General features: G+C 66.9%; 18 protein-coding genes and 1 tRNA gene. 9 read left to right on the top strand and 10 right to left on the bottom strand.

Features of this window, described 5'->3' with window-relative positions:
* Nucleotides 1–45 precede the first annotated feature (45 nt).
* Entirely contained in the window at nt 46–993 is a 948-nt protein-coding gene (locus DELCS14_RS22140) for a LysR substrate-binding domain-containing protein (protein WP_012204131.1), read from the top strand.
* Between the two features lie 120 nt (nt 994–1,113).
* Here DELCS14_RS22140 and DELCS14_RS22135 read toward each other — a convergent pair whose 3' ends face one another.
* Together DELCS14_RS22135 and DELCS14_RS22130 are read right to left on the bottom strand one after the other, a co-directional pair.
* On the bottom strand, nt 1,114–1,860 hold the full coding sequence (locus DELCS14_RS22135; RefSeq protein ID WP_013803644.1) for an LrgB family protein: 747 nt from the start codon (nt 1,858–1,860) through the stop codon (nt 1,114–1,116).
* Complete coding sequence (locus tag DELCS14_RS22130) at nt 1,857–2,234, bottom strand: CidA/LrgA family protein (protein ID WP_013803643.1); 378 nt, start codon at nt 2,232–2,234, stop codon at nt 1,857–1,859. Before DELCS14_RS22130 ends, DELCS14_RS22135 begins: the two co-directional genes overlap by 4 nt.
* Before the next feature lie 256 nt (nt 2,235–2,490).
* Here DELCS14_RS22130 and DELCS14_RS22125 point away from each other — a divergent pair, with 256 nt between their 5' ends.
* Nucleotides 2,491–2,712 (top strand): hypothetical protein, encoded by a 222-nt coding sequence (locus DELCS14_RS22125; RefSeq protein WP_012204134.1) that lies wholly within the window; start codon nt 2,491–2,493, stop codon nt 2,710–2,712.
* A gap of 644 nt (nt 2,713–3,356) precedes the next feature.
* Here the strand turns inward: DELCS14_RS22125 and DELCS14_RS22120 are convergent.
* Nucleotides 3,357–3,441, bottom strand: a tRNA-Leu gene (locus DELCS14_RS22120).
* 39 nt (nt 3,442–3,480) lie between these two features.
* Here DELCS14_RS22120 and cysM point away from each other — a divergent pair.
* The 3 genes from cysM to DELCS14_RS22105 all read left to right on the top strand — a co-directional run bounded on the left by cysM (nt 3,481) and on the right by DELCS14_RS22105 (nt 5,320).
* Nucleotides 3,481–4,386: a cysteine synthase CysM gene (gene cysM / locus DELCS14_RS22115; protein WP_017407070.1), complete on the top strand. Its 906-nt coding sequence runs from the start codon at nt 3,481–3,483 to the stop codon at nt 4,384–4,386.
* Between the two features lie 77 nt (nt 4,387–4,463).
* Nucleotides 4,464–5,066, top strand: a complete 603-nt coding sequence (locus DELCS14_RS22110; protein WP_013803642.1) for an NUDIX hydrolase — start codon at nt 4,464–4,466, stop codon at nt 5,064–5,066.
* Between the two features lie 26 nt (nt 5,067–5,092).
* Nucleotides 5,093–5,320, top strand: coding sequence for a sulfurtransferase TusA family protein (locus tag DELCS14_RS22105; RefSeq protein WP_012204137.1), 228 nt, complete (start codon nt 5,093–5,095; stop codon nt 5,318–5,320).
* Nucleotides 5,321–5,405: 85 nt separating this feature from the next.
* Here the strand turns inward: DELCS14_RS22105 and galU are convergent, their stop codons facing one another.
* The 3 genes from galU to DELCS14_RS22090 form a co-directional block, all read right to left on the bottom strand.
* Nucleotides 5,406–6,293, bottom strand: a complete 888-nt coding sequence (gene galU / locus DELCS14_RS22100; RefSeq protein WP_013803641.1) for a UTP--glucose-1-phosphate uridylyltransferase GalU — start codon at nt 6,291–6,293, stop codon at nt 5,406–5,408.
* 11 nt (nt 6,294–6,304) lie between these two features.
* The gene (locus tag DELCS14_RS22095) at nt 6,305–9,217 is read right to left on the bottom strand and encodes a valine--tRNA ligase (protein WP_013803640.1); all 2,913 of its coding nucleotides are present in this window, start codon (nt 9,215–9,217) and stop codon (nt 6,305–6,307) included.
* 146 nt (nt 9,218–9,363) lie between these two features.
* Nucleotides 9,364–9,993 (bottom strand): VOC family protein, encoded by a 630-nt coding sequence (locus tag DELCS14_RS22090; RefSeq protein WP_012204140.1) that lies wholly within the window; start codon nt 9,991–9,993, stop codon nt 9,364–9,366.
* Nucleotides 9,994–10,238: 245 nt separating this feature from the next.
* Here DELCS14_RS22090 and DELCS14_RS22085 point away from each other — a divergent pair, with 245 nt between their 5' ends.
* The 3 genes from DELCS14_RS22085 to DELCS14_RS22075 are packed head-to-tail and all read left to right on the top strand — an operon-like array spanning nt 10,239 to nt 11,791.
* Complete coding sequence (locus DELCS14_RS22085) at nt 10,239–11,132, top strand: cation diffusion facilitator family transporter (RefSeq protein ID WP_013803639.1); 894 nt, start codon at nt 10,239–10,241, stop codon at nt 11,130–11,132.
* A gap of 37 nt (nt 11,133–11,169) precedes the next feature.
* A complete protein-coding gene (locus DELCS14_RS22080) occupies nt 11,170–11,418 on the top strand; it encodes a DUF1272 domain-containing protein (RefSeq protein ID WP_012204142.1) in 249 nt (82 codons plus the stop codon).
* Nucleotides 11,419–11,437: 19 nt separating this feature from the next.
* Nucleotides 11,438–11,791 (top strand): hypothetical protein, encoded by a 354-nt coding sequence (locus DELCS14_RS22075; RefSeq protein WP_013803638.1) that lies wholly within the window; start codon nt 11,438–11,440, stop codon nt 11,789–11,791.
* Between the two features lie 15 nt (nt 11,792–11,806).
* Here the strand turns inward: DELCS14_RS22075 and DELCS14_RS22070 are convergent, their stop codons facing one another.
* Genes DELCS14_RS22070 through DELCS14_RS22060 form a run of 3 tightly spaced genes read right to left on the bottom strand, consistent with a single transcriptional unit; the run spans nt 11,807 to nt 13,246 of the window.
* On the bottom strand, nt 11,807–12,214 hold the full coding sequence (locus DELCS14_RS22070) for a DUF2809 domain-containing protein (protein WP_013803637.1): 408 nt from the start codon (nt 12,212–12,214) through the stop codon (nt 11,807–11,809).
* 20 nt (nt 12,215–12,234) lie between these two features.
* Entirely contained in the window at nt 12,235–12,582 is a 348-nt protein-coding gene (locus DELCS14_RS22065; protein ID WP_013803636.1) for an antibiotic biosynthesis monooxygenase, read from the bottom strand.
* A gap of 34 nt (nt 12,583–12,616) precedes the next feature.
* Nucleotides 12,617–13,246, bottom strand: a complete 630-nt coding sequence (locus DELCS14_RS22060; RefSeq protein ID WP_013803635.1) for an FMN-binding negative transcriptional regulator — start codon at nt 13,244–13,246, stop codon at nt 12,617–12,619.
* Between the two features lie 64 nt (nt 13,247–13,310).
* Here DELCS14_RS22060 and DELCS14_RS22055 point away from each other — a divergent pair, with 64 nt between their 5' ends.
* Complete coding sequence (locus DELCS14_RS22055; RefSeq protein ID WP_013803634.1) at nt 13,311–14,867, top strand: PLP-dependent aminotransferase family protein; 1,557 nt, start codon at nt 13,311–13,313, stop codon at nt 14,865–14,867.
* A 30-nt stretch (nt 14,868–14,897) separates the two neighbouring features.
* Here DELCS14_RS22055 and DELCS14_RS22050 read toward each other — a convergent pair whose 3' ends face one another.
* Entirely contained in the window at nt 14,898–18,527 is a 3,630-nt protein-coding gene (locus DELCS14_RS22050; RefSeq protein ID WP_267233242.1) for a hypothetical protein, read from the bottom strand.
* Nucleotides 18,528–18,532 lie beyond the last annotated feature (5 nt).

The following is an 18,532-nucleotide window of genomic DNA, read 5'->3' as shown; positions in this document are numbered from 1 at the left end:
ATTCCCTATGATGTGTGCCATTGGAGTGCGTTGAATTCATGAGATATGCGTAGAGCCCTGCCATCCACCCAAGCCCTGGCCTGCTTCGAATCGGCCGCCCGCCACATCAGCTACACGCGTGCGGCGCAGGAGCTGTCGCTCACGCAAAGCGCCGTCTCGCGCCAGATCATTGCGCTGGAGGAGTTCCTGGGCGTGCAGCTGTTCCGGCGCACGCGCCACGGCGTGCTGCTGACGGAGGCGGGCACGCAGTACGCACAGCAGGTCTCGCGCTGGCTGCACGGCCTGGAGCGCGACACGCTGGACATCATGGCCCACCAGGGCGAAGGCGGGCCGCTCAACCTGGCGGCCGTGCCCACCTTCGCCACGCGCTGGCTGCTGCCGCGCCTGCCGCAGCTGGCGCGCGAGCATCCCGAGGTCACGGTGCACATCGACGTGCAGACGCGGCCCTTCCTTTTCGCCGATACCGTGTTCGACGCCGCGCTCTATGCAGGCACGCCCGAGCAGGTGGCGCGCTGGCCCGGTGTGCAGGCGCAATGGCTGATGGACGAAGAGGTCGTTCCCGTGTGCAGCCCGCAACTGCTGGCCACGGCCCAGGCGCGCGAGCCGGGCCGCGCCTGGCTGCCCGTGGGGGCGGACATCGTGGCCCGGATGCCGCTGTTGCAGCAAAGCACGCGGCCCTACGGCTGGCAGCAGTGGTTCGATGCCATGGGCGTGGCCGCGCCGCGCGCGCTGGACGGCATGCGGCTGGAGCTGTTCTCCATGCTGGCCGTGGCGGCCAGCCAGGGCCTGGGCGTGGCGCTGATGCCACCCATGCTGATCGAGCAGGAACTGGCGCGCGGCGACCTCATCATTGCCTGCCCGCAGCCGCTGCGCGGCAACCGTGCCTACTACCTGGTCACGCCGGCCCTGGCGCCCGATGCGCAGCCCGCGCCCGCCCTGCGCGTGTTCTCTTCATGGCTGCAGCAGCGCGCCAGGGAGCACCGGCCTGCCTGAAAATTAAGCAGGCTTTGGATTGTTCAACGATGACAGTCACTTAACTGACTTATCCTTGCTGCTGGCGGCGCTTGTCCACAGGCTTGTGGGGGTGTCTCTGGGGAAAACCCGCAATCGCGCTCAAAACCAGGGCAGCACGGCCAGGCACAGCGGCATGACCACGGCCGTGGCCACGCCGTTCAGGCCCATGGCCAGGGCCGAGAAGGCGCCCATGGTCGGATTCACCTGCAGCGCGCGTGCCGTGCCGATGGCGTGGGCTGTAAGTCCCAAGGCAAAACCCTGCACGGCCGGGTCATCGCTGCGCACCAGGCGGATCAGCAGCGGCGCCATCATTGTGCCCGCAATGCCGGTGATGGCCACGGCCACGGCCGCCAGCGAGGCCGGCCCGCCAAAGCGCTCGGCCATGGGCAGGGCGATGGGAATGGTGGCCGACTTGGGCGCCAGCGCCACCAGCGTCTGCACCGTGGCACCCAGGCTCCAGCCGATCAGCAGTGCCGACAGCAACGCCACCACGCAGCCCACGGCCAGTGCCACGCTGATGGGCAGCCACAGCGTGCGGATGCGCTCGCGCTGGGCGTACAGCGGAATTGCCAGCGCGACGGTGGCCGGGCCGACCAGCAGTCCCAGCAGCGAGACGCCGCTGCGGTAGCTGGCATAGGAGGTGCCCGTGGCCAGCAGCACGCCCACGATGACGACCACGGCTGTGAACACGGGAATCAGGAGCGGATGGTTGCCGCTTCGGCGGTACAGCGCCATGGCCGCCAGGTAGACGGCCATGGTCAGCACCAGCCAGGGCAGATGGGCGGTGGAGGCGTTGCCGGACAGCGACTGCCAGGCGCTGTGCCAGTGGGTGGTGAGCGCGCTCATGCCTTGTCTCCCTGGCTGGCGGCCGCTTCGCGGGCACGCTGGCGCTCCAGGCACCAGCGGAAGGTGAAGGCCGTGGCCAGGAAGGTAATGGTCGCACCCGCCACGCAGGCGATCACGAAGGGCTGCCATTCGCGCGACAGTCGGTCGAACTCCAGCATCACGCCTGCAATGACGGGAATGAACAGCAGCATCATGTTCTGCAGCAGCACGCCGGCTGCCTTCTCCAGCGACTCGGGCAGGCGGCCGTGCAGCAGCAGCGCCCCCAGCAGCAGCAGCGTGCCCACGAGCGCGCCCGGAAGCGGCAGCCCCGTGAGCTGGACGATGGCCTCCCCCAGCAACTGGAAGGCGAGCAAGGCGGTGATGGCGTACAGCATGAAAACCTGAATTCCTGGGTCAGATGGGTGAGGGAGCGGCCAATGGGGCAGGTGCGGCAAGAGCGTGGATCGCCCGTTGTCAGGCCGGGGCCTGGCCTTGGCGCCTGTGGGACGCCACCGCAAAGCGTGCAATCATCGCCCACAACTCGAAAAAAGGTGCGGCCACCGATTGCGCGGCTCCCGGGCCAAGGCTATGTTTGGGTCCGTGCCCCCGAGAGTCCTGGGGCATGAGACTTTGAATAGCGAAGGAGTAGCGATGGCCGAAACCACATATCACGCACCCGTGTACGAGCCGACGGTGGATGAACTCGAAGTGCTCAAGAAGCTGGAGATGGGCGAGCCCGTGTCGCTGGAAAGCGCGGCGCGCGAGCATCTGTCCAAGAGGCTGCGCGAGCGTGGACTGGTCGAAGTGGACAGCAGCCATCAATGGCACATCACGGCGGCAGGGCGCGCGCAGATCCGCCGCACGGATGCCTGAGGCGAGGTGAGTCAGGCGCCTTCCGAATCGAGGGTTTTCCCTTGGATCTGGAGGTTGCCTGATTTGCAGGCAGCTTAGCCTGCGGCCAGTGAATGCAAGCACTTGGACGCCTCGTTCACTTGCTGTTCACTGATTATCCACAGGGTTGTTCAATGGATCTGTGGAGAAAGAAAGCCACCTCAGGGTGGCTTTTTTCATGGGCTTTCACAGGCCCGAACCGTGGGCGCACCGGGCTGGTGCCCGCACTGGGCAAGGGCTGCATGACGGTGGTGCAAGTGGCGGTTTTCAGAGGGAAGGTACTGAATTTGACGCAGGGCTGCAGCCCTGCCTGCGGGCTGGGATGGTGCTGCTTCAAGCAGGCTTCAGCATGGGCCAACGCCCAGGCCTGGCAGGCCTTGCGAGGCGGTTGATGCCAAAGTTGTACACAGGTTGGGCCCGGTGCGGCGAAAAGCGCGCAGGCGTCATCCCGCCCAAGGCATGAGGACGCAGGATCGGTGCAGGCTGGAGGGCCTTGAAATGCAGTGCAGCCGTTGAACACGGCTGGATGCAAAGGGGCTTGAGGTTTGTGCGGACGCTGTGAAGACAGCGGCCGGAAAAGAAATAGCCGAAAAAGCAGGGGACTGCTTTTTCGGCTACGTAATCTCTGGTGCCCGGGGCCGGAATCGAACCGGCACGCCTTGCGGCGGGGGATTTTGAGTCCCCTGCGTCTACCAATTTCACCACCCGGGCTACTTAGCGCAGGGGCGAATTATGGCACAGTGTGAGGCTATGAAAATTTATCCGACCATCGAAGACGCCATCGGCCGCACGCCCCTGGTGGCATTGCAGCGCATCGGTGCGCAGTCTCGCCAGGAACGTGGCAACGTGGTGCTGGGCAAGCTGGAAGGCAACAACCCGGCCGGTTCGGTCAAGGACAGGCCGGCCCTGTCGATGATCCGCCGCGCCGAAGAGCGCGGCGACATCAAGCCCGGAGACACGCTGATCGAGGCCACCTCGGGCAATACCGGCATTGCGCTGGCCATGGCCGCCACGATCAAGGGCTACCGGATGGTGCTGATCATGCCCGAGGACCTGTCCATCGAGCGTGCCCAGACGATGAAGGCCTATGGCGCCGAGCTGATCCTCACTCCCAAGAGCGGCGGCATGGAATACGCGCGCGACCTGGCCGACCAGATGGTGGCCCAGGGCAAGGGCGTGGTGCTCGACCAGTTCGGCAACCCCGACAACCCGCGCATCCACTACGAGACCACGGGCCCCGAGCTGTGGGAGCAGACCGGCGGCGAGATCACGCATTTCGTGAGCGCCATGGGCACCACGGGCACGATCACCGGCGTGGCGAAGTTCCTCAAGGAAAAGAACCCGGCCATCCGCATCGTGGGCGCCCAGCCGGCCGAGGGCTCGCGCATCCCCGGCATCCGCAAGTGGCCCGAGGAATACATGCCCAAGATCTACGACGCCTCGCTGATCGACGAGACCGTGCTCGTGGGCCAGGACGATGCCGAGGACATGGCGCGCCGCCTGGCGCGCGAGGAAGGCATCTTTGCCGGCATCTCTGCGGCGGGCGCCTGCTGGGTGGCCCAGCAGATTGCCGAGCGCGAGAACAACGCCACCATCGTCTTCGTGGTCTGCGACCGCGGCGACCGCTATCTGTCCACGGGCGTCTTCCCCGCCTGACGCAGCGACAGGCCCGCCTTCCGGCGGGCCTTCCTGTTTGCATTGAGCCAGGACAGCAAAAGACCAGGAACAGCCCCATGCACTATGAAACCCGCTATTGCACGCACTGCGCAACGCCCCTGCAGTGGGTGATCCAGGCCGAGGACGGCGGCGATGTATCGCGCCTGCGCTGCCCCGAGTGCGGCTGGACGCACTGGAACAATCCCACGCCGGTGCTGGCCGCCATCGTGGAGCTGGACGGCAAGGTGCTGCTGGCGCGCAATGCGGCCTGGCCCGAGAAGGTCTTCGGCCTGATCACAGGCTTCATGGAAGCCGGCGAGTCGCCCGAGGAGGGCGTGGCACGCGAGGTGGCGGAGGAAACCGGCCTGCAGGCCGAGTCGCTGGAGCTGATCAGCGTGCATGAGTTCCTGCGCATGAACCAGGTGATCATCGCCTTCCATGTGCGCGCCAGCGGCCAGGTGCGGCTGTCGCCCGAGCTGCTCGAGTACCGCCTGCTGGAGCCCGAGAAAGTCCAGGCCTGGCCTTCGGGCACCGGCATGGCGCTGGCCAAGTGGCTGCGCAGCCGGGGGCATGATCCTGTGATCCGTGACTTCTGGAAGCGTGCCGAGCAGGCCCAGGAGGCTGAAGCGAGTCGCGCCGATCAAGACACTGCTGCCGGCCTCAGCCGCGATGCCGCCTAGAATCCCAGGCTCAAGAGGTGCATCCGATGGAAATTCACAAGGAAATCGACACGCGCGGGCTCAACTGCCCGCTGCCCATTCTCAAGGCCAAGAAGGCGCTGGCCGAACTGGACAGCGGCCAACTGCTCAAGGTGGTGGCCACCGACACGGGCTCGCTGCGCGACTTCCAGGCCTTTGCCAAGCAGACCGGCAATGAACTGGTGGAGCAGCAGACCGTGGGTGCGGAGTTCATCCATATCCTGCGCCGGCGCTGAGCGGCTGCACGCGGTTCGCTCCAAAGAAAAAGGCCTGCTTTCGCAGGCCTTTTGCATGGGGCAGGGGCGGCCCTGAGGCCCAGCCTCAGATGCTCAGGCCCTGCAGGTATTCGCGGAAGCTCGCGCCCACATCCTTATGCTGCAGCGCCAGTTCCACCGTGGCCTGCAGAAAGCCTTCCTTGCTGCCGCAGTCGTAGCGCTTGCCCTGGTACTGGAAGGCGTAGACGGCTTCATGGGCCATCAGGCGTTCGATGGCGTCCGTCAGCTGGATCTCGCCGCCCACGCCCTTGGGCTGGTTGCGGATCTCCTCGAAGATGGCCGGTGTCAGCACGTAGCGGCCAGCCACGCCCATGCGCGAGGGGGCCTTCTCGGGCGCGGGCTTTTCCACGATCTTCTCGATGCGCATCAGCGAACCGCCGGCCGGCTCGCCAGCCACGATGCCGTAGCGCTTGGTCTGCTCCAGCGGCACTTCCTGCACGGCCAGCAGGGAGCGGCCCTGCTTGTGGAAGGCCGATGTCATCTGCGCCATCACGCCGGGGCCGCCAGGCTCGCCCACCATCAGGTCGTCGGCCAGCAGCACGGCAAAGGGCTCGTTGCCCACCAGCGGCTCGGCACACAGCACGGCATGGCCCAGGCCCAGCGAGCGCGGCTGGCGCACGAACAGGCAGTTCATGTCGGCCGGGCTGATGCTGCGCACCAGCTCCAGCATGGCCTGCTTGCCGGCGTTCTCCAGCTCGTTTTCCAGCTCGTAGGCGGTGTCGAAATGGTCCTCGATGGCGCGCTTGCTGCGGCCGGTGACGAAGATCATGTCGCGGATGCCGGCCTCGTAGGCCTCTTCCACGGCGTACTGGATCAGCGGCTTGTCCACCACGGGCAGCATCTCCTTGGGAGAGGCCTTGGTGGCGGGCAGAAAGCGCGTGCCGAGCCCGGCAACGGGAAACACGGCTTTGCGGACACGGGTCTGGGTGCTCATGGTCGGCTCCTTCAACCCAGGCGGGCGAGTTGTTCCTGGATGCGGATCAGCGTGGCACCGAAGTCGGCCACGCGCTTCTTTTCCTGGTCGATGACGGCCGGGGGCGCCTTGGCCACGAAGGCCTCGTTGCCCAGCTTGGCATTGGCCTTGGTGATCTCGCCTTCCAGGCGTGCGGCTTCCTTGGACAGGCGGGCCTTTTCGGCGGCCACGTCGATCTCCACGAACAGCGCCAGGCGCGCCTCGCCCACCACGCAGACCGGGGCGGCCTGGGCGGCCTCGGCCCAGGCGGCCTCGTCGTCGAACACCTTGACCTCGCTGAGCTTGGCCAGGTTTTGCAGCACGGCGGCATTGGTGCGCAGGAACTGCGACTCATCGGCCGAGCTGGCTACGGCCAGCAGCGGCAGGCGCTGGGCCGGCGACACGCCCATCTCGCCGCGCAGCGTGCGGCAGGCGTCGATCATCTGCTTGATGCGGCCCACGTAGGCGATGGCGGCCTCGTCGATCTTCTCGGGCTGGGCCTCGGGGTAGCGGGCCACGGCCACGGACTCGCCGGGCAGGCCGGCGACCGGGGCGACCTTCTGCCACAGGGCTTCGGTCACGAACGGGATGATGGGGTGGGCCAGGCGCAGGATGGCCTCCAGCGTGCGGATCAGCGTGCGGCGCGTGGCGCGCTGCTGGGCCTCGTTGCCGGTCTGGATCTGCACCTTGGCGATTTCCAGGTACCAGTCGCAGAACTCGTTCCAGACGAAGTCGTACAGCGCGTTGGCCACGTTGTCCAGACGGAATTCGGTAAAGCCCTTGGCCACTTCGGCCTCGACCTTCTGCAGCTGCGAGGCGATCCAGCGGTCGGGCTGGCTGAACTGCATGTAGCCCGCGAACTCGCCGCCGGCCTGGCATTGCTCCTTGGTGTGGGGCAGCAGGCCGCAGTCATGGCCTTCGCAGTTCATCAGCACGAAGCGGCTGGCATTCCACAGCTTGTTGCAGAAGTTGCGGTAGCCCTCGCAGCGCTTGCTGTCGAAGTTGATGGAGCGGCCCAGCGAGGCCAGGGCCGCGAAGGTGAAGCGCAGCGCGTCGGCCCCGTAGGCGGGAATGCCCTCGGGGAATTCCTTTTGCGTGTTCTTGCGCACCTGGGGCGCGGTCTCGGGGCGGCGCAGGCCCTGCGTGCGCTTGTCCAGCAGGGTGTCCAGGTCGATGCCGTCGATCAGGTCCACGGGGTCGAGCACGTTGCCCTCGGACTTGCTCATCTTCTTGCCCTGGGCGTCACGCACCAGGCCATGCATGTAGACATGGCGGAAGGGCACGCGGCCCGTGAAGTGCGTGGTCATCATGATCATCCGGGCGACCCAGAAGAAGATGATGTCGTAGCCCGTGACCAGCACCGAGCTGGGCAGGTAGAGGTTGTAGTCGTCGTCGGCCGCCTCGGTCTGGTTCGGCCAGCCCATGGTGGAGAACGGCACCAGGGCCGAGGAGTACCAGGTGTCCAGCACGTCCTCGTCGCGCGTGAGCGTCTTGCCGGGGGCCTGGGCGCGGGCTTCTTCCTCGGTGCGGGCCACGTAGACCTTGCCGTCCTCGTCGTACCAGGCGGGAATCTGGTGGCCCCACCACAGCTGGCGCGAGATGCACCAGTCCTGGATGTTGTTCATCCACTGGTTGTAGGTGTTGACCCAGTTCTCGGGCACGAACTGCACCTGGCCGCTGGAGACGGCATCGATGGCCTTCTGCGCGATGGACTTGCCCGTGGCATCGCCTTCGCCCACCTTGTTCATGGCCACGAACCACTGGTCGGTCAGCATGGGCTCGATCACCTGGCCCGTGCGCGTGCAGATGGGCACCATGAGCTTGTGCTTCTTGGTCTCGACCAGCAGGCCGGCCGCGTCCAGGTCGGCCACGATGGCCTTGCGCGCCACGAAGCGGTCCATGCCGCGGTACTTCTCGGGCGCCTCGTCGTTGATGGTGGCCGTGAGCGTCAGCACGCAGATCATCGGCAGGCCGTGGCGCTGGCCCACGGCGTAGTCGTTGTTGTCATGCGCAGGCGTGACCTTGACCACGCCCGTGCCGAACTCGCGGTCCACGTAGTCGTCGGCAATGATGGGGATCTCGCGGCCCACCAGGGGCAGGATCACGGTCTTGCCGATCAGCGCCTGGTAGCGCTCGTCCTCGGGGTGGACCATCAGGGCTGCGTCGCCCAGCATGGTTTCCGGGCGCGTGGTGGCCACCACGAGCTGGCCCGAGCCGTCGGCCAGCGGATAGGCGATGTGCCACAGCGAGCCGTCCTTTTCCTCATTCTCGACCTCGAGGTCGGAGACGGCGGACATCAGCTTGGGGTCCCAGTTCACCAGGCGCTTGCCACGGTAGATCAGGCCCTGCTGGTACAGGCGCACGAAGGTCTCGTTGACGATGGACGACAGCTTGTCGTCCATGGTGAAGTACTCGCGGCTCCAGTCCACGCTGTCGCCCATGCGGCGCATCTGGCCGGTGATGGTGTTGCCGCTCTGGTTCTTCCACTCCCAGACCTTGCTCACGAAGTTCTTGCGCGCCTCGGGAGGCGTCGCGCCCATGTCGTGGCGGCTGGCGATGCCCTGCTCCTGCAACTGGCGCTCCACCACGATCTGCGTGGCGATGCCCGCGTGGTCGGTGCCGGGAACCCAGACCGTGTTGTGGCCCTTCATGCGGTGGTAGCGCGTGAGGCTGTCCATGATGGTCTGGTTGAACGCATGGCCCATGTGCAGCGTGCCCGTCACATTGGGCGGCGGCAGCTGGACGGAGAACGATGGCTGGGATGCATCTGCCTGGCCCGTGCCGCGCACGCCGGCTGCGCCGTAGCCGCGCTTTTCCCATTCAGGGCCCCATTGGGCCTCGATGGCTGCGGGTTCAAACGATTTGGACAGGCTGTCGAGGCCTGGCTGGGCAATGGTGTCGCTCATGGCTTGCTTGCGGGGAATTGTGCGAATGGCGTTTGGCAAATGAAAACGGCATCCGTTGAAGGGATGCCGTCTGCATATGCGAAATGGATGACGGTTTGACGGGGATTCTACCGACCCCGTCCGCCTGCCTGTTCGCCGGGTTTTATTCAGGCCGCCGCGTCGGGGACGAACTCGGGCCGGTCGTTGCTCTGGGGCTTGAGCGGCTGGGCTGCCTTGCCTTCGGCGCGTTCCTTGCGCCATTGCTCCTTGCGTGCCGTCCACTCGTTCAGGCGGGCGTGGGCGGTGGTGCTTTCGCGCGCCATCTGCACTTCGTCGGCCAGCTGGGCCGACAGCTCCAGGCGGATGCCGTTGGGATCGAAGAAATAGATGCTCTTGAAGATGTGGTGGTCGGTCACGCCCAGCACCTCGATGCCATGCGCCACCAAGCGGGCCTTGGTGTTCTCCAGTTCCTCGACGGTGTCCACGCGGAAGGCGATGTGGTTGATCCACAGCGGCGTGTTGGGCGAGGGCAGGGCCTTTTCGTCGTCGCCGATGTCGAAGAAGGCGATGAACGAACCATCCTTCAGGCGGAAGAAGAAGTGCGTGTAGGGGCAGTATTCGCCCGTGCTGGGCACGTAGTCGCTCTGGATGATGTGGTAGAGCGGCAGGCCCAGGATGTCCTCGTAGAAGTGGCGGGTCTCCTCGGCATCGCGGGCCTTGTAGGCGTAGTGGTGCAGCTGCTGCACGGCGGCGGGCGGTGGCAGTGTGGACAGGTCGGGACGGGCGCTTGTGTTCATCGAATGTCTCCTTGGTGGATGTCTTGATTCTACTATTCGTAATCAATTTACCTAAATGAAATGTTGCGATGGATGCAGGGATATGCGCGCTGCGGTGTTTGGTTCACCTGCGGTGCCAGTTGCCGGCAGCACTTGACCTTCAAGTCACTTCACGCTTTCTCATGGAGGTCCGTGCCCCTGCCTGCCATGGACGCCATCGGTGCAGCGACCCTCTGTTCACAACCGTTTTCAAGTCAAGGAATCTCATGAGCGACAGCCATCAGCACGGCGACGTGCGTGCCCTGCCGGAATCCCGTCTCTGGTTTGCCTTCGGATTGACCGGCACCTTCATGGTGGTGGAAATCATCGGCGGCATGGTCACGGGCAGCCTGGCCCTGATCTCCGACGCCATGCACATGCTGACCGATGCGATGGCGCTGCTGCTGGCCCTGGTGGCCATACGTGCCGGCCGCAAGGCAGCCGACCTGCTGCGCACCTACGGCTATGCGCGCTTCGAGATCCTGGCCGCCGCCGTCAATGCGCTGGTGCTGCTGGGCGTGGCCTTCTACATCCTGTATGAGGCCTACCGCCGGCTGTCGGCACCTGCAGAAATCCAGTCCCTGGGCATGATGGCCGTGGCGGCCGTGGGCCTGGTGATCAACCTGCTCTCGATGCGCCTGCTGTCGGGTGGCAAGGACGAGAGCCTGAACGTGAAAGGCGCGTACCTGGAGGTGTGGGCGGACATGCTGGGTTCGGTCGGCGTGCTCGCCGGTGCCGCGCTGATCTGGCTGACGGGCTGGCGGTGGATCGACTCGGCGGTGGCCGTGGGCATCGGCTTCATGGTGTTCCCGCGGACCTGGACCCTGTTGCGCGAGTGCATCAACATCCTGCTGGAAGGCGTGCCCTCGGGGATGAGCCTGCAGGCGGTGCGCGAGACGATTGCGGGCACGGCGGGCGTGGCAGCGATCCACGATGTCCACCTGTGGGCGGTCACGCAGAGCAAGCCCATGCTGACCGGCCATGTGGTGCTGCTGCCCGGCGCGGACGGCGAGCAGGTGCGCCGCGATATCGAGGACAGGCTGCAGGCCGGCTTCGACCTGCACCATACGACGCTGCAGATGGAGAGCGAGGATCGCTCCGCGGCAGAGCACATCCACTAGGATGCCAGTCTTCATGGACCACACCCGGAGTGCACCGATGCTTGAGCTTCGACCCAACTGCGAATGCTGCGACAAGGACCTGCCGCCAGAGTCTGCCGAGGCTCGCATCTGCACCTTCGAGTGCACGTTCTGTGCCGGCTGTGCGGATCATGTGCTGCACGGCGCCTGCCCCAACTGCGGTGGCGAGCTGGTGGCCAGGCCGCGCCGGCCGGCGGACAAGCTGGAGCGGTATCCGGCCTCGACGAAGCGGGTGCTCAAGGCCGGCGGTTGCGCTGTACGGGCCTGATCCGGCGCGGAGCCATCGATTGCAGTACCAGTACCACGATGGATTGCTGGAGCAGGTGCGCCTGGATGTGGCGGCCCGGAGCGTGGAACTGTGCTTCTTTCTCTATGCCGTGTTCGACAGGCCGCAGGCCAGGGTAGCCATTCGCCTTGAACAGATCGTCAACTTTCCTGCCGTGCAGGCGTACTTTGCCGACGTCCAGCGCGACGCAGCCGCAGAGATGGATGACTGCCTGGACCGCTGCGAAGTGCTGCAGCGGGATACGAAGAGGCCTTCGTCAGCAAGGGCGCAGCATCTGTTCTTGCAGCTGTCCCACTATGGGCGGCTGAAAATCCACTGCGGATCCGTTGTCGAGGAGCTTGTTCCAGAGCCGTAGCGGACCGCTGTGGGTTTATGCCGTGAAGACGGGGCGCCTGCGGCCACGGAACGCAGCCTCCACCGCCAGCACGGCTGCAAAACCCATCACATAGGCCAGCACATCCCACCAGTCGGCCGTGCTGCCCAGCACGATGCGCAGCGCTCGGTTGGGAATGTGCAACTGGAAGGTCGATGCCAGGAACTGGCCCAGCTCCACCAGTAGGCCCACGCCCAGCGCGGCCGACGCCAGCGGCAGCACGCGCGCGGCGATCACGGTCTTGAACACGGCATAGACCCAGGCCACGGCCATCACGTCGCCGAAGAAGCTGCGCACCCAGCCCCAGCGCGCGCCGACGGTGGCCAGCAGCACGAGCAAGACAAACAGGGCCACCGCCCACGCCAGGGAAACAGGATCAAAACGCCATCGCATGGCCGCCATCATCGGGCCAAAAGCGGGTCCGGTCAGCGAGCCGGGTGCGCAGTGCCTTGCGCAGCGGTGGCCAGCGGGTGCGCTATGCCGCCGTCGCCGTAGCTGCCCACCACCTGGGCGATCACCACCTGGTAGCCCTTGAGCCAGCGCGCCTGTTGCTGCTTGGCTTCGAGGTGCGCAGGGTGGCGCATCAGTTGCTGCAGTGCCTCCCAGGTCTGCCAGTAGTAGACGTTGGAGACCAAGCCTGTGGCGGGGTTCTCCCAGGCCTCTTCGCCCAGGTAGCCGGGGATGGCGCGGGCGATCTCGGCGATCCGGCCGTCAAGGGCATGGAATGGCGCGTCGTATTCGCCCGGCGCGAAGGTGAAGGTGGATGTGTACATCGGCGGTTGGCAATCTGTGTGAGGTTGGCAGGCGCTAGATGCGCGGCGCCGCATCCATGGCACCGGCCAGCGGCCCCTGTCCGCGCTCGCGCAGCGCGCCGATGGCGCCTTCCAGGTCGCGGGCCTGCCGGTTCTGGCTGAGCTTGGCCTTGCCCTCCAGGCGGGTGATGCGGATCTGCAGGCCGACGATGGCCTGCAGCATGCCGTCGATGAATTCACGCGGCGAGTCGGACATCTTCCAGGGCTGGGCCTGCGATGCCTCATGGACCCGCGTCAGCCGGCCGACCAGGCCGCGCACGAATCTCTCGTCGTCATGGATGCTGATTTGCCCGTGCACATGCACGGCCTCGTAGTTCCAGGTGGGCACCAGGCGGTGCGTCTCGTGCTTGCTTGGATACCAGCTGGGCGAGATATAGCCTTCGGCGCCACGGAAGACGACCAGCACCTCGGCGCCGTCGCGGCACTGCTGCCACAGCGGATTGGCGCGGGCCACATGGGCGCTCAGCGTGCCCATCTCCCCTGGGTCCGCATCCAGCAGGAACGGCAGGTGGTTGGCGTCCAGCACGCCGTTGGCCTGGGTGACGAGCGTGCCCAGGGGGTGGCTGCGGATCAGGCCGTGCAGGCTGTCGGAATCGGTGAGGGAGAAATGGGCGGGCGTGTACATGGGCGCTTCCTGGGCTGGTGTGCCGGCATCGGGGGAAACCGGACTATCCACCATCCCTGGCACAATGAAAATCCAGTTTTGTGATTTTTTGGCAGACCAGTTGAAATCCGCTTTCACCCGCCATGCCGGTGCAGCGCCCGGCGCCCGCACCCTCCACGAATGGCTGAAATCACAGGTGGCCGACGGCAGCCTGGCCGTGGGCGCACGCCTGCCCTCCACCCGCGCCCTGGCGCTGGACCTGGGCGTGTCGCGCACCACCGTCACGGCCGCCTACGAGCAGCTTGCGGCCGAAGGCTATCTGGAGACTGCTCCAGGCAGCAGGGCGCGCGTGGCGGCTGGCGCGGCGCAGCGCAGCCGTGCGCGCAGCATGCCGGCAGCGGCCCAGCAGCATGGCCGTCCCCGGCTGTCTTCCTATGGGCAGCGGGTGGATGCGCTGGCGTCAGCCCTGCCACCGGCAGCAGGCGATGGTGGGCCGGCCCCGATCGACTTTCTCTACGGCGCCCTGGCCTTTGACGACTTTCCCACGCTGGCCTGGCGGCGCGCCTACAACCGCGCCATCGTGCAGCGCCAGTCTTCCCTGTCCTACGACGCGCCCGAAGGCGAGCCGGCGCTGCGCATGGCGCTGCAGGGCTATCTGCGCCGGGCGCGGGGGCTTGTCTGTTCGGCCGATCAGATCGTGGTGGTGCAGGGCTCGCAGCAGGCCATCGACCTGTGCGCGCGCGTGCTGGTCGATCCGGGCGAGACCGTGCTGATGGAAGAGCCCTGCTACCTGATGGCGCGCCGCGTGTTCGAGGCCCAGGGCGCATGCCTGCAGGAAATGGCCGTCGATGAACAGGGCCTGGATACCTCGACGCTGGCCGGTCGCCAGGCGCGGCTGGCCTATGTCACGCCCTCGCACCAGTTTCCGCTGGGCGGCGTGCTGCCCATAGGCCGCAGGCAGCAACTGCTGGCCTGGGCGCGCGCCACGGGTGCCTGGATTCTGGAGGACGACTACGACGGCGAATTCCGCTACGGGCTGCGCCCCATCGACGCCCTGCAGTCCATTGACGAGGTGGGTTGCGTCATCCATGTCGGCACCTTCTCCAAGGCCTTGTCGCCGCAGATGCGCATGGGCTACCTGGTGCTGCCGCCGTCCCTGGTGCCCGTGTTCCGGGAAGCCCGGCGGCTGGCCGACCGGCATGCGCCGCGCCTGGACCAGCTGGTGCTGGCCGCGCTGATCGAGGACGGCAGCTACGAGCGCCATGTGCGTGCCGCCCGCCGCCGCAACGAAGGCCGGCGGGCGGCATTGCTGCAGGCGCTGGAGCGGCACCTGCCGGGCGCGGTGCAGGTCGAAGGCTCGGCCTCCGGCCTGCATGTGGTGGCCTGGGTGCCTGCCGTGCATCAGCGCGATGAGATTGCCCTGGTGCGGTTGGCGAGAGAGCGTGGCGTGGGCGTTCGCCCCATCTCGCCGCTCTATGCGGCTGGCGATGCCCATCGCCGCCAGTCCTGCGCCGGGCTGGTCCTGGGTTATGCGAGCCTGCAGCCGCAGGCCATAGAGCAAGGGGTGCGCAGGCTGGCGGGCGTGGTGCGGGATGCACAGAAAAAAGGCGGGGCCTTCGAGGCCCCGCCTTGCCGACGCTGAGGTTTCCGGGTACTGCCGCAGCGCCTGCAATCAGGTGGCGCTGCAGAGAACGAGCGTGGAACTCACGCTGCCAGCGGGCTTCCCGCCTGTGCCCGCATAGCCGTTGGGCAGCGTCGTCGAGCCATTCAGCGTGAAGGCGACGCTGATGGACAGCGTGGTTCTGAACGCGATCGTGGCCCCTGCCGGCAGTGCCGAGGTCAGGGTGACCTGGCGGGAGGTTGCGGAAAGTACCGCCACGCTGGCTGTGCCTCCCGTCACACTGAACACACCGATGTTGGCAACTCCCGAACCGATGATGGTCACCGTGGTGCCGACGGGAAGCGGCGCAGAGCCTGCCGTGAGGGTGAAGCCGGGGCCAAGGATGCCAAGCACACCACAGCTGCCATCGAGGTGGTAGGCGCCAATGTCGATGGAACCCGAGACCGTGATCGACAAGGCTGCGGTGTCGGTGTTGCTGCCCTGGATGGTGACATTGGTCGGCCCCTCGTCCGAACCTGCAGTGAAGGTCACCGTGCAAGTCCCCCCGGCCGGCAGCGACAGCCCGCAGGTGTTGCCGGAAACGGACAGCCCACTGCCGCCGGGGATGGTGGCGCCGATATTGGCGGCGGCATTCGATCCCGTGTTGGTGATGGTCACGAAGCCCGTGCCGCCAGTAGCAATCGTCAGGGTCGATGCGGCGATCCCCAGCGTGGTCGTGGTGCTGGGCGCCGTCACGGTGAACTGCACTGACGTTGCCGTGGTGTTGCTGCCAGCGAAGCTGATGGCCGTCGGACCTTCCGGCGTGGCTCCAGTCAGCGTGATCGTGCAGTTGGCCCCCGCTGCCAGCGATGAACCACAGGTGTTGGCCGACACCGTGATGCCGCTGCCTGCCGGAATCGTGGCCTGAACGTCGAGCGCAGGGGCCCCACCGTTGTTGGTGATGGTCACCGAGCCCGTTGTCCCTGTGTTGAACGACACGGGCGTGGTGGACATGCCCAGCGTGGTCGGCGTGACGGGCGCCGTCACCGTGACCGGCACGGGCGTGGCCAGCGTATTGCTGCCGCCGAAGCTGATGGCCGTGGGGCCTTCGGCGGCGGCCGCAGTCAGGGTGATGCCGCAGCTGGCCAAAGAGGCGAGTGCGGCACCGCACGTGTTCGACTGCACGGTGATTCCGCTACCGGCCGGCGCCGTGGCGGTCACGTTGAAGGCCGCAGAAGCGCCGGTGTTGCTGATGAGGACCGTTGTCGAGCCGCCCGCAGCGAACGACAGCGGAGCGCTGGGTATCGAAAGCGTGGCCGTGGGAACGGGCACCGTCACCGTGACCTGCACGGTCGTGGTGGGCGTATTGCTGCCGCCAAAGATGACCGCGGTCGGGCCTTCTGCGGCCGCAGCCGTCAGCGTGATCGTGCAGTCGGCCCCGGGGGCCAGGGAGATGGGGCAGGTGCTGGACGCCACCGTGATGCCGCTGCCGACCGGAATGGTGGCTTGCACGTTGAACGCCGGTGCGGGCCCGTTGTTGGTGATGGTCACCGTGCCCGCTCCGCTGGTGCCAAACGACACGGGTGCGGCGGGAATGTCCAGCGTGGTCGGCGTGACGGGGACCGTCACCGTGACCGGCACCGTCGTCGCCGGTGTGTTGGTGCCGCCGAAGCTGATGGCAGTCGCCCCTTCGGCCGCAGCGGCCGTCAGCGTGATCGTGCAACTGGCAGCGGGGGCCAGGATGGCGGGGCAGGTGGTGGTGGACACCGTGATGCCGCTGCCGGCCGGGATGGTGGCCTGTACGTTGAACGCGGGTGCGCTTCCGCTGTTGGTGATGGTCACCGAACCTGCACCGCCGGTGCCGAAGGACACGGGGGCGGTGGAAATGTCCAGCGTAGTCGGCGCGACGGGGGCAGTCACTGTCACAGGCACGGTCGTGGCCGGCGTGTTGCTGCCGCCGAAGCCGATGTTGGTCGGGCCTTCGGCCGCAGCGGCCGTCAGCGTGATCGTGCAGCTGGCAGCGGGGGCCAGGATGGCGGCGCAGGTGGTGTTGGACACCGTGATGCCGCTGCCGGCCGGAATGGTGGCCTGTACGTTGAACGCGGGTGCGCTTCCGCTGTTGTTGATGGTCACCGAACCGGCGCCGCCAGTGCCGAAGGACACGGGGGCAGTGGGAATGTTCAGCGTAGTCGGCGTGACAGGGGTCGTCACCGTGACAGGCACCGTCGTGGCCGGCGTGTTGCTGCCGCCAACGCCGATGTTCGTGGGGCCTTCCGGTCCTGCCGCCGTCAGTGTGATGGTGCAGCTTGCGCCCACCGGCAGTGACGCCGGGCAGGTGGAGGAGGCCACCGTGATGCCGCTGCCGACCGGAATGATGGCCCGCAGATTGAACGCAGGCGCCGCTCCGTTGTTGGTGATGGTCACCGAGCCTGCGCCGTAGGCGCCGAACAGCACGGGTGCCGGGGGAACGGTAGGCGCGGTTGGCGCGACGGGTGCGGTGACCGTGACCTGTGCGGTAGCGGCGGGCGCATTGCTGCCGCCGAAGCCGATGTTGGTCGGGCCTTCCGCCGAGGGGGCTGTCAGCGTGATCGTGCAATTGGCCGAGGGGGCCAGGATGGCGGCGCAGGTGGTGCTGGACACCGTGATGCCGCTGCCCGCCGGAATGCTGGCCTGCACATTGAACGCAGGTGCGCTGCCGCTGTTGGTGATGGTCACCGAGCCAGCACCGTTCGCTCCGAAGGACAGGGACGCCGAGGGAATGGTCAGCGTCGCGGGCAGGACGGCAGTCGTCACCGTGACGGGCACGGACGTGGAAGCCGTGTTGCTGCCGCCGAAGCCGATGGAGGTCGGGCCTTCCGCCGAGGGGGCTGTCAGCGTGATCGTGCAGCTGGCCGAGGGAGCCAGGATGGCGGAGCAGGTGGTGTTGGACACCGTGATGCCACTGCCCCCCGGAATGCTGGCCTGCACATTGAGCGCAGGTGCACTGCCGCTGTTGGTGATGCTCACCGAGCCGGCGCCGCCCGCTCCGAAGGACACGGACGTCGCAGGAATGTTCAGCGTGGTGGGCGTGCCGGTTGCCGACACCGTGACCGGCACGGAAGTGGACGCCGTATTGCTGCCGCCGAAGCCGATGGCGGTCGGGCCTTCCGCCGAGGGCGCGGTCAACGTGATCGTGCAGTTGGCAGAGGGTGCCAGGGCGGCAGGGCAGGTGGTGTTGGACACCGTGATGCCACTGCCTGCAGGAATGCTGGCCTGCACATTGAGCGCATTTGCGCCGCCGCTGTTGGTGATGGTCACCGATCCCGTGCTGCCCGCCGCAAACGACAGCGGCGTGGCGGGAATGCTCAGCGTGGTGGTCGGGGCCGGGCCACCTGTCACGGTGACCGGGGTGGTGGTGGCTGCGGCGTTGCTGCCGGCAATGCTGACCGTGGTCGGGCCTTCCGCTGCGGGTGCCGTCAGGGTGATGGCGCAGCTGGAGCCCGCAGGCAGCGTTGCCGCGCAGCTGTTGGAGGAGATGGTGATGCCGCTGCCTGCGGGAATGGTGGCCTGCACATTGAGCGCTGCCGAGCCGCCGCTGTTGCTGACGTTCACCGTGCCGGTGCTGCCTGCGGCAAATGACAGGCCCGCGCCGGGAACGCTGAGCGTGGTGGGGCTGGCGCCGGCCGTGGCCTGGGCTGCCTCGGCGCGGCAAATGGTTTCCACATTCA

The sequence above is a fragment of the Delftia sp. Cs1-4 genome, from assembly GCF_000214395.1.
In the GTDB taxonomy this organism is placed as follows: domain Bacteria; phylum Pseudomonadota; class Gammaproteobacteria; order Burkholderiales; family Burkholderiaceae_C; genus Comamonas; species Comamonas acidovorans.
This window is presented reverse-complemented; position numbering and strand designations above follow the sequence as displayed.

Bases quoted from the DNA above. Each gene is read 5' to 3' on its own strand.
- DELCS14_RS22070 (WP_013803637.1), bottom strand. From the start codon at position 12,214: ATGATGGCGGCCATGCGATGGCGTTTTGATCCTGTTTCCCTGGCGTGG.
- DELCS14_RS22105 (WP_012204137.1), top strand. From the start codon at position 5,093: ATGGAAATTCACAAGGAAATCGACACGCGCGGGCTCAACTGCCCGCTG.
- DELCS14_RS22140 (WP_012204131.1), top strand. From the start codon at position 46: ATGCGTAGAGCCCTGCCATCCACCCAAGCCCTGGCCTGCTTCGAATCG.
- cysM (WP_017407070.1), top strand. From the start codon at position 3,481: ATGAAAATTTATCCGACCATCGAAGACGCCATCGGCCGCACGCCCCTG.
- DELCS14_RS22095 (WP_013803640.1), bottom strand. From the start codon at position 9,217: ATGAGCGACACCATTGCCCAGCCAGGCCTCGACAGCCTGTCCAAATCG.
- DELCS14_RS22125 (WP_012204134.1), top strand. From the start codon at position 2,491: ATGGCCGAAACCACATATCACGCACCCGTGTACGAGCCGACGGTGGAT.
- DELCS14_RS22065 (WP_013803636.1), bottom strand. From the start codon at position 12,582: ATGTACACATCCACCTTCACCTTCGCGCCGGGCGAATACGACGCGCCA.
- DELCS14_RS22135 (WP_013803644.1), bottom strand. From the start codon at position 1,860: ATGAGCGCGCTCACCACCCACTGGCACAGCGCCTGGCAGTCGCTGTCC.
- DELCS14_RS22060 (WP_013803635.1), bottom strand. From the start codon at position 13,246: ATGTACACGCCCGCCCATTTCTCCCTCACCGATTCCGACAGCCTGCAC.
- DELCS14_RS22110 (WP_013803642.1), top strand. From the start codon at position 4,464: ATGCACTATGAAACCCGCTATTGCACGCACTGCGCAACGCCCCTGCAG.
- DELCS14_RS22130 (WP_013803643.1), bottom strand. From the start codon at position 2,234: ATGCTGTACGCCATCACCGCCTTGCTCGCCTTCCAGTTGCTGGGGGAG.
- DELCS14_RS22080 (WP_012204142.1), top strand. From the start codon at position 11,170: ATGCTTGAGCTTCGACCCAACTGCGAATGCTGCGACAAGGACCTGCCG.
- galU (WP_013803641.1), bottom strand. From the start codon at position 6,293: ATGAGCACCCAGACCCGTGTCCGCAAAGCCGTGTTTCCCGTTGCCGGG.
- DELCS14_RS22085 (WP_013803639.1), top strand. From the start codon at position 10,239: ATGAGCGACAGCCATCAGCACGGCGACGTGCGTGCCCTGCCGGAATCC.
- DELCS14_RS22090 (WP_012204140.1), bottom strand. From the start codon at position 9,993: ATGAACACAAGCGCCCGTCCCGACCTGTCCACACTGCCACCGCCCGCC.
- DELCS14_RS22055 (WP_013803634.1), top strand. From the start codon at position 13,311: ATGAAAATCCAGTTTTGTGATTTTTTGGCAGACCAGTTGAAATCCGCT.